The following is a 13,634-nucleotide window of genomic DNA, read 5'->3' as shown; positions in this document are numbered from 1 at the left end:
AGGGGTAGAAATTCTAAACCCTTGAAAATTTCATATTTAAGCTCAATTTTGCGAGCTCATCTTAAATCCACCCTTCACTCAGTAGTTTCCAAATCTTGCGCATTGATGTGTTGATTTGTAAAGGTCCCGTTTTTATCGCTTAATCACAGGGAATTTCGATTGTTAAAAAATAATTATGTTAATTTTGCGGTTCAAGCAATCTAACACGTATGTCTTTAGCATCTAAATATAACCCAAGTACTTCTGAATCAAAATGGTACCAATACTGGATGGATCATCAGTTATTCCAGTCAAAGGTAGATCATAACAAAGAACCATTTTCCATCGTAATCCCTCCACCTAATGTCACCGGGGTACTTCATATGGGGCATATGCTGAACAACACCATTCAGGACATCCTGATTCGTAAGGCAAGAATGGAAGGAAAAAATGCCTGCTGGGTGCCCGGGACAGATCATGCATCCATTGCCACAGAAGCTAAAGTGGTGGCCATGCTCAAAGAAAAGGGAATAGACAAAAAAAGCCTGACACGTGAGGAGTTTTTATCCCATGCTTGGGAATGGAAGGAAAAATACGGGGGGATCATCTTGGAGCAACTAAAAAAGTTAGGGGCATCCTGCGATTGGGACAGAACTAAATTCACCATGGATGAAGACCTGAGCCGCGCCGTCATCAGTGTTTTTGTTGATCTTCATAACAAGGGAAAGATCTATAGGGGTATACGTATGGTGAATTGGGATCCCCAAGGGAGAACAGCACTTTCCGATGATGAAGTAATCGTCAAGGAAATCCCTTCCAAATTGTATTATATCCAGTATGCCATTGAAGACAGCGAGGAATTCTTGACGATCGCTACCACCCGGCCAGAAACAATTATGGCCGATGTGGCCATTTGTATTCATCCCGAGGATGATAGATTCAGCCATTTAAAGGGCAAAAAAGCATTAATTCCTTTAATCAATAGAGCCATCCCAATTATTGAGGACGACTATGTGGACAGAGAATTTGGGACAGGTTGCCTAAAAATCACACCGGCCCACGACATCAATGACTATGAAATTGGCCTCCGGCATAAGCTGGAAGTTATCGATATTCTCAACGATGACGGGACGTTAAACGAAAAAGCCCAAATACTGGTCGGAGAAGACAGGTTTGTTGCCCGTAAAAAAATTGCCAAACTACTGAAGGAGGCTAACCAGTTGGCCAAAGAGGAAAGCTATTCTTCCAATGTGGGTCACTCAGAAAGAACGGATGCAGTCATAGAGCCCAGGCTTTCCATGCAATGGTTTCTTCAGATGACAGATATTACTAAGCCTGCTTTGGCCGCTGTAATGGATGACAGCATCAAACTGTTCCCTCCCAAGTTTAAAAACATGTATAGAAGCTGGATGGAAAACGTCAGGGATTGGTGTATTTCCAGACAGTTGTGGTGGGGTCATCGAATTCCCGCCTATTACCTCCCCAACGGAGAATATGTAGTAGCGAAAAGCATGGAGGAAGCAGTAAAACTGGCCAATGCCAGCTTCGACACAACGTTCACTGCAGAAGATTTAAGACAGGACGATGACGTGCTGGATACATGGTTTTCTTCCTGGTTGTGGCCTATTTCGGTTTTTGACGCTGATTTTTTCGAAACAGGTAAGAAAAATCAAGATCTCAGCTATTATTATCCGACCAACGATCTGGTAACTGCCCCTGAAATTCTCTTCTTCTGGGTCGCCAGAATGATTATTGCCGGCTATGAATATACCGGGGAAAAGCCATTTAAAAATGTCTACCTCACCGGTATAGTTCGGGATAAGTTAGGTAGGAAGATGTCCAAATCCCTGGGAAATTCTCCTGACCCCCTTGAACTTATCAAAAACTTTGGAGCGGACGGGGTACGGACGGGTATGCTATTCAGCTCACCAGCGGGCAATGATCTGCCCTTTGATGAAAAACTTGTGGAACAAGGCCGGAATTTCAGCAATAAAATCTGGAATGCCTACCGACTGATCAGCGGATGGGAAATCAGTGAAAGCGAAATGCCTAATGAAAACAAGGCCTCCATTCACTGGTTTGGCAACAGATTTCAACAGACTCTGGCAGAAATCGAAGACCACTTCGTGAAGTTTAGAATTTCGGACGCACTTATGAGTACTTATAAACTTGTATGGGACGATTTCTGTTCTTGGTACCTTGAGATGATCAAGCCAGCCTATCAAGCTCCGATTGACCGGGAAACCTACGAGCATACCTTGGTTTATTTTGAGAATATCTTGAAGATTTTACACCCTTTTATGCCATTTATCTCTGAGGAGCTGTGGCATCAAATCAAGGAACGGGAAAGTAAGGAGGCTCTTATCGTATCCGCATGGCCAACAATGACTTCCTTTGAAAATAAAGTGATTGAAGATGCCCAACACATATTTGATGTGATTTCCCAGGTTAGAAACATCAGAGCCTCAAAGGGTATTTCACCCAAAGAAGCATTAGCACTTACTGTCAAAACAAAACGCACTGACCTTTATGAATCCTTTGAAGGGATATTGGTGAAACTTGCCAATCTATCTTCTGTTTCCTTTGGGGAGCAGGTGGAACAGGCCGTAAGTTTCGTTGTTAAATCTGACGAATGCTTTATCCCAATATCGGAAAAAATAAATGTGGCTGAAGAAAAAGAGAATCTTGTACAGGAGATAAACTATACCAAAGGCTTTCTTCAATCTGTAATGAAGAAACTAGGAAATGAACGTTTTGTAGCAAGTGCTCCTGCCGATGTTGTGGAAAAAGAACAGCAAAAGCAAGCAGATGCAGAATCCAAATTAAAGATCTTGGAAGAAAGTCTTGAGAAATTAAGCTAAAATCGTACGGCCAAGGAAGTATTGATTGCTAAATTCCCCCTGTTCATCCATCCCGAGGTCTGTTGGAAAATAGGTTCAGGACTGATGAATTGCCTTCCTTCAACCCGGATTACAGCCTTCTCCGTAAGGTTGTAATCCAGGTTTAAGGATAATCCGGATACTTGCATGGCGTCAGCCAGGATTACACCTTTGGTATCTGAATAATATTCCGCTCTTCCGGCAAGCGTAAATTTATCAGACAGAGGTTTTTGTAGTGAAAGGGTAACACCATACCAGTAGTTAAACCCTTGCCTAAACACCCGTTGTTCCAGTCCAAAATCCGCTCCGATGGTCATATTTACCAAGTCGGAGTATTTTTGCACATAGAAATTATTGAAAAAACGGTACATATTGATGGGGTGAGGCGATTCGTTTCCCCAGTAATTTGCATAGTTCAGAATCAGGTCGTCAGTGGGTTTGTATTGGACACCCAATCCCAATGAAGGCAATTCATGGCCCCGGGTACGTTGTACGTTTTGCCAGCCATTGGTAACCCATAAGGTTGCCTCCAATTTGTTATTAATCGCATACGTTAACCTCGCCCCAGTGAGGAAATAGGGGGAATTTTCGGCCAAAAGACTTCTCGAAAGGTGCCAGCAATCCATACCCACGGCACTTTCAAACCCAATATGAGAGGGCATGATCCCCACATCCAGCCATAATTGCTCTATCAATTGTACACCGACGGATGCCTCATAGACAAACTGTGCCCACACCGGTTCATCTGCCAAGTTGTATTGGGCATAGGTTCCGGCCATTGCGCCCACATTAGCCCTTGTTTTACCGGAATTATATGCCAACTGAACGAGTGCCAAGTTGAAAGAAAATTCGTTATGGCGCTTGAAGTTATATAAAAACGATGGTCTCTCATGAGAAACTGGCCTGCTAACATCAAAGGAATAATAGGCTTCCATGTATCCGGAAACCTGTAATTTGTCGACAGTCTCCTGTGCCTTCAGGCTTAAGGAAAACATTATTAATCCTACGATAAGTAGATTAGTCTTTACCTCCAAAAAATACCGAATCGTTGCCAATGGGGTTAGCTGGAAACTGGGAAATGCAAAACCCAACATGCTGTTGGGTTTTGTAAAATTATTTAATGGTACGGAAGGTACGGTCATAGAGTTTAACAGCATCTAGGATGATTTTCGTAGCTTCCTCCTTTCCCAAAAAGTCTTCCACTTTCACTTCTTTGCTTTCAAGTTTTTTGTAATCTTCAAAAAATCTTCTCGTTTCTTTCATCAGGTGCGGAGGGAGTTCATCGATATTGTCTATATAGTTGACCGATTGGTCATCCGCAGCCACTGCGATAATTTTGTCATCTGCTTCACCGCCATCAATCATCCGCATCACACCTATGACTTTTGCCTTTACAAGCGTCATCGAGGGGATGTCAATCTGGGAAATGATAAGGATGTCCAAGGGGTCATGGTCTTCGCAAAAGGTTTGGGGTATAAACCCGTAGTTTGCGGGATAATGGACGGCCGAAAACAACACTCTATCCAAAAGCAGCATGCCGGTTTTCTTATCCAGTTCATATTTACCCTTACTACCTTTGGGGATTTCTATTACACCCGTGACATATTCGGGTGACTGCTCGCCAATACTTACATCGTGCCAAGGATTAATCATAAAAAAGAATTTTTTTGGAGTAATTTTTGCGCAAATTACGCCCTATTTACCAGCGAACAAAGAAAAGAAGTTTAAAGTTGGCAAAACTGAAAGCAAGAAAAAAATCACTTAAACAATATCCAGTTATTTCAAATCGGGTAGAACTACTTGGACACTGGTTCCATTTCCTTGTTCAGATTTTAGGATTACTGTTCCGTTCATTTGTTCTACGGATTCCTTTACCATATATAATCCCAAGCCTGATCCTACATTCCTTTGGGTTGCTCTATGAAAAAGGTTGAACACATCTTTTTGGTGTTTTTCTTCGATCCCTATTCCATTGTCCACCACCGTGATTTCCGCATGTTCATTAAAGGTTGTAATAGTTACCTTTATTTTTTTTGATCCCGATTCTTTCTGAAATTTGTAGGCATTCCCGACAAGGTTGTTGAGAATCACCCGGATTTTGGCCTCATCTGAGTGGAAGTGAAAATGCTCCTCAATATGAACCGAAAAATCAACATCATCCATACTCCATTTTTTTTGATATTCGGCCATTTGCTGGTCAAAAATCAAATTGAAATCAATAAGTTCAATTTTATTCTCAATCTTAGTTGACCTGTAAAAATCCAGCATTTTGTAGATAAAATCATCCAATTTTAATGTGGCGGAGTCGATCATTTCAAAGTATTCCAGGATAGATGGTTCCAAGGGTTCCATTTTCGCCAACTTGGAGATACCTGAGATGCTCATTAATGGTCCCCTTAGCTCATGGGAAAGGCTATAAACAAACTGGTTCATCTCAGAGTGCAGTTTTTGTAACCTGTCATTTTTAACTTTTAATTCTTTCCGTGCATCATATATTTCAGCGGCGTTGGTGATCGCGTTCTTTATTTGCTCCAAATTCCAAGGCTTGTCTATAAATCGATAGACTTCCCCTCTGTTAATTGCATCAATTACACTTACAATATCAGAGTATCCCGTTAGTAAAATGCGGATAGGTCTCGGATTTACCACTACCAACTTCTCGAAAAACTCCACACCTGTCATTCCGGGCATGCGCTGATCGGCAATGACTACCTCAAATTCAATCTCTTGTACCATTTGCAGCCCTTCCTCCGCATTTAAAGCGGTATGAATTTTAAAATCTTTGCGAAGGCTTGCCTTAAAGGAGCTTAGATTGTTATCTTCATCATCAATATATAGCACATTGATTTTTCGGATCATTGCCTTATTAATTTTGGTTTATAGGAAGGGTTAAGATGAAACTTGTTCCTACGTTCGTTTCTGATTCAACTTGTATAGTCCCCTTATGGTTTTCAATGATAGTATAAACGATCGACAATCCCAAACCCGTCCCCTTACCAACTGGTTTGGTAGTGAAGAAAGGCTCAAAGATTTTATCCCGAACATGGGACGGCATACCTGGTCCATTGTCGGAAATCTGAATGATAACTTTGTCACCCTCCTGGGAGGTTTTAAGGCCTAGTTCGTGGTTTTTGCCTTCTACGGGATGATCCAGCATAGCGTGAACGGCATTACTGATGATATTCATAAAAACCTGATTTATTTTACCAGCGAGACATTCTACCATAGGAAGATTTGCATAGTCTTTTTTCACATTGACCCTACCCCCCATAGAACTGTTTAGCAAAATCAAGGTGCTGTCCAATCCATCATGAATATCGACTTCTTTGACGTCCTGCTCATCAATTCTTGAAAAAAGCTTCAGACCCCTAACAATTTCCACTGTTCTTTTGGCCCCGTCTTCCATACCGGAAAGCAACTGGTTGACTTCATCAAGGAGATAGTCCAGTTCCAGGTCATCTTCGAAGTCACTCACTTCGGACTTGCTTTTTTCTGAAAATTCCAACCTGCCCTTTTCCCTGTAAAGTTCCATCAGTTCAAGAATGTCTTTGATATCCCGTTTCAAAGGGGAAATATTGGCACTCACAAAATTTATGGGATTATTTATTTCATGGGCGATACCGGCTGTCAATTGACCCAAAGACGCCATTTTTTCTTGATTTACAAGTTGGGTCTGCGTGTCTTTTAGGTTTTTAAGGGTAAGCTCCAATTCACGTGTTCTGGAGGTCACCATTTCTTCAAGGTATATATTCTGTTCTTTAATAAGCCGTTCATTTTCTTTAAGTGCTTCTACTTTGTCATGTTGCTCCTTTTCCTTTTCCTTTTTTAGGATATTTATTTTATCCGCCAAAGCAAAAGAAAGCAAGAGTGCCTCAATGGCAGTTCCAGCCAGCAAGGGCAAGTTTGCATAGGCTCCCAAATCCAAAACTCCTTGGTTGTTCAAGATAAAAAGTACCAATCCAAACAATAGGAAACTCCAAGCCAGCATAAAGAAATAAGCCGATCGATATCCTCTTTTCGCTACTATAAAAGCTATGGAAATAAATGAAACAACAAGTATCAATCCATTAATATCAACGATGAAATAACTCTCAGACACGTAACCCATCAATCTCAATATCAACGCTATGACATATATAAAAACGATTAGGTAGAGATACTTCTCATATTTCGGGAAATACTGGGATGTTTTAAGGAAAAGCCGGAAAAAGGGAATTACAAAAAAACTGGACAACGTAGTAAATCCAATAATGCTAACCTCGTAAAGATAAGGATTTTGCCAGAGGAAAAAATAGGAATAGCCAGAAAGGGACAGTTGAGCAAGTGCAATAAATAAAATATAAAAACAGTAAAAGAGATATACTTTGTCTTTTATTGAGAAAAATAGGATGAGATTATACAAAAACAATGCGACCATAATGCCAAAATAGCCACTGATGATTACCATCCGCCTAGTATAATTCTCAAAAAATGTTTGTTGTGGAGAAACGGTTATGTCGAATTCTATTGGAACTTCTGAGCGGACTTTAAATACTATATCATTCGTGAATCCGTCGAAATCCAAAATTTTAAAATATGGGTTGGGGTTTTTGAGTTTATCCGGCCTCGGAAATTGAGTGCCTGCCGATTCGATAGAGACCATTTCTCCTGCGTTCGAAATTCTAAAAAACTCAACCTCCCTAAAAGTGGGACTGTTCACTTCGATGTAGGAAGGGCTTTCGGAGACAATTCCCCTGTATTGGTCCAAACTTACCCTTACGTACAGGGGCATATCCAACACGCCCAAATTAATTTTTTCTTCATCTTTATATGTAAAGACACTTCTGTCAAACGGCTCCTTCTCCAACTCCTCATCGCCAATATAATATTCGTAGGTAGAAAATTTAAATCCTTCATACCCTCCAAAAACTCCTAGATAATAAAATACTGGAAGAATAACTATCAAGATCAAAAATAAGGTTACCCCCATATTTTTGAAATTTGTATAATCTTTTTTCATTCGCTTGGCTTTGGTATCTTTAACTCAAACTGCAATTCCATCTTTCCTCTGGGTCCACTTTCCACAGTATTAAAGTTCATCTTTTTTCTAAGATCAAAAATATACTCCCTCTCCGTCTCATTTGCAAATGGAAGATTTTCGATGTCCACTATCTCAAGTGCTGTAGCAATAAGCCCTTCCTTCGGATAGTAAAAAGAACCGTTATCTCCCAAAGAAGTTATAACCTCGTATCCTACACTTTTAGAAATGCTGAGGGTTACTGGTGAACTAAGTCCAAATAATTTTTTTAATTTCAATTGGGGTAAAATGGCTATACCGACCCGAACGAGGTATATGCTGCCAATGCCATAACCGGCCACTTCCCTGCTGTTCCAAAGTCCGCAATACTCAGCAACCTCCAAATCTTTATATTCCGCCATATAGGAGATAATCTTGGGGTCGATATCTTTGATAGCTGTTTCAAAAGGCAACGGGAAATTTTCTGTTCTCATTTGGATCCTACCACCTCCAAGTATCCGGAAATCATCCATGGATTCAAATAAAATCAAATACACTTGAGGGTTGAGGGCCCAGGATCTGTCAGCCGAAGTTACCTTGGTAATGCCATAGGATTCCAATACCTTATGATGTCCATAGATATATTTTTCGGTTGCCTCTACATCATCAATGGCCCTGACTATCCTTACTCTAACCTTCATGGGAATTGATTAATAACTCCAAATCGATATAGAACCTTCCTGATTCTACCGGTTGCTTTAACAGTATCATTCTGCAATAATGGCAGCAGGCCGCACCACCCATAATTACCGATGATGCCAATTGCGGCCAAGTAGTAATGGATTTTCCAATTTCAGAAAAACTGTATTTTACCCTGTCGGATAGATTTTCAAACTGCAACAAGCTCATCATCATTTCTCTTGCCTTTTCGGGTAGATGGTACAATAGCTGGTTTTCATCTCCAAACGCTTCCAAAAGTCCATGAAAAATAGGTCTGTCTTTTTGCAAATCAAATCGTTCAATATCCATCATTCCTCTGTCACTAGTATCCATCAACACAGGGATCTGCAGTGCTTTTGCTTTAACTCTGCTTGCTATTTTTATGGCCAAACTGTCACATTCCTCAACCAACACGTCAATTTCTCCTCCTAAGGTAAAAAAATCATGTATATTTTGCTCATTTATCCCCTCATTAAATAATGTAACTTTTAAATAAGGATCTATTTCGGAGATTTCCCTCGCAACAATAGTAGTCTTTTTCAACCCTAGATTAAATAACCCTGTACGTATTCTATTGACATTACTGAGATCTAGGGTATCAAAATCAGCGATCCGAAGCTCTCCAAAACACCGCTCCATGGCTAAACTAACGGCGACACTTTGTCCTACTGACAATCCTATCACTCCAATTTTCTTCTTTGAAAGCAAAGCCTGCTCTTCATGAGTTATCTTATATTTATTTCTAGAAGTCCTTAACCGGATAAATTCATCCTCCTCAAGTATTCGAATCAGGGTTTTTCTCCAAGGGTAGTATATCCAATTCCCAACTTCTTCCGGAGTCAATTGTCTTTCAGAATAATATTTTTGTCGCATTTCCAGCAATTGTCCCGGGGCCATCTGTATGGTTGGGTTGTCTATTTTCGAAAGTTCGTCGACCTGGCTTGTAATTGTATCGAATACAAGCACTGCCACATTTTTCTTTAGTTGTTTGATGGTCTTTATATCCGCAGGATTTCTAGGAGACAAAATGATAGGTACATATTCTTGTGATAACTCATCCTCACTTCCAGAGTTGTTCATGCTAGTGCTAATAATACGGGTGATAACAGTAGTAAAGTTATATTTTTGTATCCAGAAAATCGGGAGATTTGAAAAAATTTATCCTTTTTTTTTTACAAATTCAATTTTTTTCATGATTTTTAAAATAAACTTCGGAACTTCAAGCTGAGTATAATCTTCATTACCAAATTATTATCTAATGAAAACGGTGGGTAGCAAGCAATTTTTAGAATCTTGTCCTTTATAATTTGAATGCTTATAACGATATTTATCACATGGAGAGAGAAAAGATCAGGGTCTTGTATGTAGATGATGAGGTAAATAACCTTCAGGGCTTCAAGGCAACATTTAGGAGGGACTATAAGATTTTTTTAGCGGAATCGGCTAAAGACGGGAGGGAAATATTATTGAATGAGGAAATTGATATCATCATTACAGATCAGCGCATGCCTGAAGAGAATGGGGTTGATTTTTTGAAATCAATCATTCCCCTACATCCAGATCCTATGCGGATTTTACTTACAGGTTATACCGATGTTCAAGCCGTGATCGATGCCATCAACAAGGGCAAAGTTTACCATTACTTGACAAAACCTTGGGAAGAGGACTATCTTCGCACCGTGGTTAAAAATGCTTACGAAGTATATTCCCTTCGAAGGGAGAACAAACAACTGACAGACAGCCTGATAAAAGCCAATGATCAGCTCGAATTTTTACTTCGACAGAACTTATTGTCCTAATCGTTTTTTAAAAACATATCAGTATCTGGCGGCTAAAAGCAGCTGGAGTTCCTTGTGTGGCATCATGAATTTTCTGGCCAAATTAGCATTGGTCAAACTTCCCCGATAGGTATACACTCCTTTCATAAACCATTTATAATTAAAAATCATTTCCTCAGCACCTCCCAAATCCGCCATCTGAAGAATGATCGGAGTGAAGATATTACTGAATGAAAAAGACGCTGTCCGTGACACCCTTGAGGCTATATTTGGCACTCCGTAGTGAATAACTCCGTGTTTGGTGAAAATAGGATCGTCATGCGTAGTCCGTTCGATAGTTTCCACACAGCCACCTTGATCTATACTTACATCAATTATTATACTCCCCTCCATCATTTGGGCAACCATCTCTTCCGAAACAACCATCTTAGCCTGTCCACGTTCTGCACGAAGGGCTCCAATGACTACATCTGCTTCTTTTAGGGCTTGGGAAAGCGTAAAATTATCTATTGTAGAAGTAAATACCTGTTGCCCCAGAAGCTGTTTGGTCCGGCGCAATTTATACAATTGATTGTCAAATATTTTGATATTCGCCCCTAGTCCCAAAGCTGTTCTCGCCGCATATTCCGCAACTGTTCCTGCCCCAATAATCACCACCTGCGTGGGAGGAACACCCGTTACCCCGCCAAGAACTAACCCCTTCCCATTGCTGACACTGCTCAGGTATTCAGCCGCAATGAGCATCACGGTACTGCCGGCAATTTCGCTCATGGCCCTTACAACAGGCATGCCGCCAACCTTGTCTTCCAGATGCTCAAACGCTACTCCTGTGATTTTTTTTTGGTTCAACCCATGGATAAATTCTGCCTTCTGATCCCCCAACTGCAATGCGGACAGTAAGCAGGAACCTTGGCGCATGTAGGTGATTTCTTCAATAGTCGGTGGTTCCACTTTTAAAACCACCTCTACATCAAAGGCTTCCTTGGAGGAATACACCACCTGAGCTCCGGCATCCAGGTACTGTTGGTCAGTAAATTTTGATGCCGATCCGGCTTCAGATTCTACGATGACGCGCTGACCATTGTTGACCAACAACCCAGCTGCCTCGGGAGTGAGCACAACCCTTTTTTCCTGATCGCCATTCTCCTTGGGAATACCTATCAAAATGGCATTCTTGGATTTCTTTACCCTGGCCAGCGATTCCTTGGTTATTGGTGTTGATTTCGTGGCTATTTCCGTAAATTCACTTTGAACCGCCATTGGTTTGTTTCATTATACATATTTCTCTTATATCACGGTCCACTTCGCGAATGGATATTTTCATAAACTCTTCCGGCAACAGACCCTCAATTTTTTCGGGCCATTCGATCCAACAATACTTGCCGCTATCAAAATATTCCTCCACCCCCATATCGACCGCTTCCATAAGATCTTCAATCCGATAAAAATCAAAATGGTAATATGAATTTCCTTTTAAATCTTCATACTCGTTTACCAACCCATAGGTAGGACTGTGGACTATATCCACTACCCCCATTTCGGAAGCTATTGCCTTTATTAGTGTCGTTTTTCCAGCTCCCATAGCTCCTTGAAAAACCCAAACCGGAGAATGCCTGCTTAAATCTATGACAAACTTGGCACATTCAGAAATTTGGTCAAGATGATTGCAACGGATTTTTTTCAACGCTTTACTTCTTAGGGATCATATGCATGATGGGAACGATTATCTCCTCCAGAGAAACCCCGCCATGTTGAAAGGTGTCCTTATAATAGTTGACATAATAATTGTAATTATTCGGGTAAGCAAAGAAATAATCCTCAACAGCAAAGACATAACTGGTGGAAATATTGAATTTTGGCAACTTTGCCAACTCAGGCTTGCTGATCTCGAAAACCTTTCCAGATTCAAAATTAAGGTTTTTTCCTTGTTTGTACCTTAAATTTGTAGTAACATTTCTGTCTCCAATGATCTTATAAGGTTTGTTTACTCTTTTAGTGCCGTGATCTGTAGTTACGATTACTTCTGCACCAGCCTCACTTATTTTTTTAAACAACTCAAAAAGAGATGAATGCAAAAACCAACTATGTGTTAGAGATCTGTACGCCGATTCGTTTGGAGCCAGTTCACGGATCATTTTCATGTCGGTACGTGCATGGGACATCATGTCCACAAAATTATATACTAACACATTAAGGTCGTTCTTTAAGAGGTTCGAGAATTGTTCCAAAACTGCCTTTCCCTGATTTACTTGAAGAATCTTATTATAACTCGCCTTGATATTCAACCTGTTTTTTTTCAGGTTGATCTGAAGAAATTCTTCTTCTTTGTTGTTTTTTCCCTCATCTGTATCTTCTCCTTCCCAAAGATCCGGGTGAAGTCGAGCCATATCTGATGGCATCATTCCGCTGAAGAGTGCATTTCTGGAGAACGCCGTTGTGGTGGGAAGTATGCTGAAATAAGTATCATCCTTCTCCACAACAAAATACTCACTCAGCAAAGGCTCAATTATTTCCCACTGATCTAGTCTTAAATTATCAATAACCACAAAAAACAAAGGCTTACCGGGTGTCAATTTAGGAAAAACCATTTCCTTCATGACCTGATGTGAAAGAGTAGGCCGCTTTATGTTGGGCTCATTCAACCAATCCAAGTAGTTTTCCTTGATAAATTTAGCAAAATTGGCATTAGCTTCTACCTTTTGGGTTTCCAGCACTTCCTGCATACTCTTATTTTCTGTCTCGTCGATTTCCAGTTCCCAATATGTAAGCTTTTTGTAGATGTCAGTCCATTCCTCATGGTCTATGGCATCATTGTACGCCATACTGATATTCCTAAAGTCCTGCTGATAGGACAAATTAGTCTTTTCACTGATCAGCTGCTTATTCTGTAGAATCTTCTTTACGGATAATAAAATCTGATTGGGATTGATGGGTTTAATGAGATAATCTGCTATCTTGGCACCTATCGCATCATTCATGATATGTTCTTCCTCACTTTTGGTGATCATCACTACAGGGACCTGAGGTTTGAGGATTTTGATTTGCTGCAGGGCTTCCAAACCTGTCATACCGGGCATCATTTCGTCCAAAAAAACGATGTCGAAGTTTTGTTCTTCGACTTTTTCTACTGCATCTAGCCCACTGTTGACAGTCACAACGTCATAACCTCTTTGCTGAAGAAATAAAATATGGGGTTTTAACAAATCTATTTCGTCGTCCGCCCAGAGTATATTGAATTTTTGCATGTCTTGAAAGTTAATACTTTTAAAATTAATAATTACT

At 40.4% G+C, this 13,634-nt stretch carries 11 protein-coding genes; 2 read left to right on the top strand and 9 right to left on the bottom strand.

The window, feature by feature from the left end:
* Positions 1-209: 209 nt before the first annotated feature.
* Positions 210-2,840 (top strand): valine--tRNA ligase, encoded by a 2,631-nt coding sequence (locus FQ608_RS24165; RefSeq protein WP_158861069.1) that lies wholly within the window; start codon positions 210-212, stop codon positions 2,838-2,840.
* Here the strand turns inward: FQ608_RS24165 and FQ608_RS24160 are convergent.
* The 6 genes from FQ608_RS24160 to FQ608_RS24135 all read right to left on the bottom strand — a co-directional run bounded on the left by FQ608_RS24160 (position 2,837) and on the right by FQ608_RS24135 (position 9,654).
* Positions 2,837-4,000, bottom strand: a complete 1,164-nt coding sequence (locus tag FQ608_RS24160) for a porin (RefSeq protein ID WP_234364369.1) — start codon at positions 3,998-4,000, stop codon at positions 2,837-2,839. The genes FQ608_RS24165 and FQ608_RS24160 overlap by 4 nt on opposite strands.
* Positions 3,972-4,511, bottom strand: coding sequence for an inorganic diphosphatase (locus FQ608_RS24155; protein WP_158861068.1), 540 nt, complete (start codon positions 4,509-4,511; stop codon positions 3,972-3,974). The genes FQ608_RS24160 and FQ608_RS24155 overlap by 29 nt, the downstream gene beginning before the upstream one ends.
* A gap of 123 nt (positions 4,512-4,634) precedes the next feature.
* Positions 4,635-5,717 carry a hybrid sensor histidine kinase/response regulator gene (locus FQ608_RS24150; protein WP_158861067.1) on the bottom strand — a complete coding sequence of 361 codons (1,083 nt, stop codon included), beginning with the start codon at positions 5,715-5,717 and terminating at the stop codon, positions 4,635-4,637.
* Between the two features lie 7 nt (positions 5,718-5,724).
* Positions 5,725-7,857 (bottom strand): 7TM diverse intracellular signaling domain-containing protein, encoded by a 2,133-nt coding sequence (locus FQ608_RS24145; protein WP_158861066.1) that lies wholly within the window; start codon positions 7,855-7,857, stop codon positions 5,725-5,727.
* Complete coding sequence (locus FQ608_RS24140) at positions 7,854-8,555, bottom strand: hypothetical protein (protein ID WP_158861065.1); 702 nt, start codon at positions 8,553-8,555, stop codon at positions 7,854-7,856. Before FQ608_RS24140 ends, FQ608_RS24145 begins: the two co-directional genes overlap by 4 nt.
* Positions 8,545-9,654, bottom strand: a complete 1,110-nt coding sequence (locus tag FQ608_RS24135; RefSeq protein WP_158861064.1) for a ThiF family adenylyltransferase — start codon at positions 9,652-9,654, stop codon at positions 8,545-8,547. Before FQ608_RS24135 ends, FQ608_RS24140 begins: the two co-directional genes overlap by 11 nt.
* A 254-nt stretch (positions 9,655-9,908) precedes the next feature.
* Between FQ608_RS24135 and FQ608_RS24130 the strand changes: the two genes are divergently transcribed.
* Positions 9,909-10,373 carry a response regulator gene (locus tag FQ608_RS24130; protein ID WP_158861063.1) on the top strand — a complete coding sequence of 155 codons (465 nt, stop codon included), beginning with the start codon at positions 9,909-9,911 and terminating at the stop codon, positions 10,371-10,373.
* Between the two features lie 18 nt (positions 10,374-10,391).
* On the opposite strand, the gene FQ608_RS24125 is transcribed toward FQ608_RS24130, so the two are convergent.
* The 3 genes from FQ608_RS24125 to porX are packed head-to-tail and all read right to left on the bottom strand — an operon-like array spanning position 10,392 to position 13,597.
* Complete coding sequence (locus tag FQ608_RS24125; RefSeq protein ID WP_158861062.1) at positions 10,392-11,612, bottom strand: alanine dehydrogenase; 1,221 nt, start codon at positions 11,610-11,612, stop codon at positions 10,392-10,394.
* Positions 11,596-12,036 (bottom strand): tRNA (adenosine(37)-N6)-threonylcarbamoyltransferase complex ATPase subunit type 1 TsaE, encoded by a 441-nt coding sequence (tsaE, locus tag FQ608_RS24120; protein ID WP_158861061.1) that lies wholly within the window; start codon positions 12,034-12,036, stop codon positions 11,596-11,598. Before tsaE ends, FQ608_RS24125 begins: the two co-directional genes overlap by 17 nt.
* A gap of 4 nt (positions 12,037-12,040) precedes the next feature.
* Positions 12,041-13,597, bottom strand: coding sequence for a T9SS response regulator signal transducer PorX (gene porX, locus FQ608_RS24115; RefSeq protein ID WP_158861060.1), 1,557 nt, complete (start codon positions 13,595-13,597; stop codon positions 12,041-12,043).
* Positions 13,598-13,634: the final 37 nt, after the last annotated feature.

This window comes from Lunatibacter salilacus, from assembly GCF_009797935.1.
GTDB lineage: Bacteria > Bacteroidota > Bacteroidia > Cytophagales > Cyclobacteriaceae > Lunatibacter > Lunatibacter salilacus.
Note: the sequence above shows the minus strand (reverse complement) of the source record. Positions and strands in the feature narration are given on the sequence as shown.

What these genes read in the sequence shown, in the direction of transcription:
- FQ608_RS24165 (WP_158861069.1), top strand. Translation starts at nt 210, where the DNA reads ATGTCTTTAGCATCTAAATATAACCCAAGTACTTCTGAATCAAAATGG.
- FQ608_RS24155 (WP_158861068.1), bottom strand. Translation starts at nt 4,511, where the DNA reads ATGATTAATCCTTGGCACGATGTAAGTATTGGCGAGCAGTCACCCGAA.
- FQ608_RS24130 (WP_158861063.1), top strand. Translation starts at nt 9,909, where the DNA reads ATGGAGAGAGAAAAGATCAGGGTCTTGTATGTAGATGATGAGGTAAAT.
- FQ608_RS24145 (WP_158861066.1), bottom strand. Translation starts at nt 7,857, where the DNA reads ATGAAAAAAGATTATACAAATTTCAAAAATATGGGGGTAACCTTATTT.
- FQ608_RS24125 (WP_158861062.1), bottom strand. Translation starts at nt 11,612, where the DNA reads ATGGCGGTTCAAAGTGAATTTACGGAAATAGCCACGAAATCAACACCA.
- FQ608_RS24135 (WP_158861064.1), bottom strand. Translation starts at nt 9,654, where the DNA reads ATGAACAACTCTGGAAGTGAGGATGAGTTATCACAAGAATATGTACCT.
- porX (WP_158861060.1), bottom strand. Translation starts at nt 13,597, where the DNA reads ATGCAAAAATTCAATATACTCTGGGCGGACGACGAAATAGATTTGTTA.
- FQ608_RS24140 (WP_158861065.1), bottom strand. Translation starts at nt 8,555, where the DNA reads ATGAAGGTTAGAGTAAGGATAGTCAGGGCCATTGATGATGTAGAGGCA.
- FQ608_RS24150 (WP_158861067.1), bottom strand. Translation starts at nt 5,717, where the DNA reads ATGATCCGAAAAATCAATGTGCTATATATTGATGATGAAGATAACAAT.
- FQ608_RS24160 (WP_234364369.1), bottom strand. Translation starts at nt 4,000, where the DNA reads ATGACCGTACCTTCCGTACCATTAAATAATTTTACAAAACCCAACAGC.